We start from the raw sequence: 1,737 nt of genomic DNA, 5'->3' as shown, positions 1-1,737 counted from the left end.
CCCCCGCCACTGAATCAGCAGCTCGTAGAGCCGGATCGCGTAGGCGCTGGTCATCTTGGCGACATCCGCAAGCGCGTAGCGGGTGAACTGCTCGGTGAGCTCCGAAAGATACGGCAGCATGTCCTTTGTGAACCGCAGTTCTACGCGTCCCTCTTCCTCGATGTAGACGATCGTTTGAACCCAGCCGGTCACCATCACCCGTGGCTTGCGTCCGCGACCGTTTGGTTCTGCAAACAGCCGTACTTCCCGCCGCTTCAGTCTTTGGGCAGCCTTCGCAAGCTCTTCGTAGGTTGTTTTTGATCTTGTGCCTGTCAGTCCAGCGATCTCGGTTGCGCTGACGCTATAGAGGACCTCGTCGGTGATCTGTTGATCTCGTCTGATCTGCGAGATACAGGCCAGGATGATGCGTTGTTCTGCGACAGAAAGGCGGTAAGAAGCCTCGACGAGAGCGTTGCTCTTGCAGACTTGAAGGGGCGTATGGGTCATATTTATGTGAGCTTATAAATTTCTCACATAATACCCCAAATCCCTCCCTCTTTTGACCCCAAATCCCTCCCACAATGACCCCAAATCCCTCCTCTTTTCTTCTTGATTCCCTTTATTATTCAATTGCCTGCAAGCCCCTAAAAGGGGAAAAGGATTAAATATTACATAAAACGCGTACGCGCGCGCGCGCGCGCGAGCGTTGGGCTCGACACGAAAAAGCAGCGCACAGAGGGGTGGTTTGCAGGGAAGGGATGTAGCAGACAAGTGCTTGGGTAAGCGACCTCATCGCGCTGCGCGCGCTTCGCCCGCCCACCCAAGCCACGTGATAGACGTAGCACCTAACACGATCGCCAAGAAACAACTCCTCCGCAGGCTGAGAATCCCCTACTAGTTGTTTTCGGCTTTAGACGAGGATAGGGGTGCCGAAGTCGTCCCTAGAACGCGCCTAGAGGCCCTTGGAGGCCGCAGAGGAGACTTGCCAGGGTCAGGCTAGGGGTAAGCGCCAAAACGCCGCTGAGCGTCTATGTCGCATTCATAGCGACCTCTTCTCGATAGGCAGACGACACTGCAAAGAGATGCCGTCATTCGAAGGTCTTCGCCTGCGAGGCGCCCCCGCTGTTGTACATGGATGTCCAATAGTCCCCCGGCGGTGTTGCCTGGCGTGCCAGGTATCCGGCACACCGAAAGAGCCATTCGCCGCAGGGCGAAGCCCGGAGCGGGGCGACCGGGGGCGTTGTGTCGCCGTTGCCGCCAGTGAGACTCATGCGGCTGCTGCGTAGGCGTAACCGTCGGTGCGCTGCAGCAGCTGGAACTCGCGCGCCGGGCGATCGTGCTTGTTGAGCACGAACCAGCCGCGGGCGCGAATGCTGGCGATGCGCCCAACGTGAATGCCCGCGCTCTTGCCTTTGGCGCAGATGAGTCGCGCCAGATCACCGGTCTGGAAGCCTTGCACGCGTTTGTGGGTCCTTGGCGCGCCTTTGGGGAAGCCATACTTGTCGTTGCCCATGACCCGGCGCCGGCCGCGGCCCATCGCCTTGATCTCCAGCGCCTGCATCGAGGGCGGAATCCTCACCGCCGCGCCGGTCTCACCGACACAGGCGGCGTCGATCCAGTGGTCCTTGGCGTAGTCTTGGGCGATGCGGTTCATCTTGGTGCGCCCGCCGGACCAGAAGGTGGTCGGCAGGCCGAGCGCCTTGATGGCCGCGCCGATGGCGTAGCGGGTGGCATTCACCGCCGCGGCGTCCTTCAGCG

At 60.1% G+C, this 1,737-nt stretch carries 1 protein-coding gene and 1 pseudogene; both read right to left on the bottom strand.

Features of this window, described 5'->3' with window-relative positions; genetic code table 11:
* Positions 1-486, bottom strand: a 486-nt coding sequence (locus VBE63_RS28725; protein ID WP_323686394.1) for a replication initiation protein, incomplete at its 3' end; no start/stop codon positions are given.
* 760 nt (positions 487-1,246) lie between these two features.
* Positions 1,247-1,737 (bottom strand): annotated as a pseudogene (locus tag VBE63_RS28720) (HNH endonuclease); the annotation flags it as partial.

Source organism: Lamprobacter sp., assembly GCF_034860625.1.
Taxonomy (GTDB): Bacteria; Pseudomonadota; Gammaproteobacteria; order Chromatiales; family Chromatiaceae; genus Lamprobacter.
Note: the sequence above shows the minus strand (reverse complement) of the source record. Positions and strands in the feature narration are given on the sequence as shown.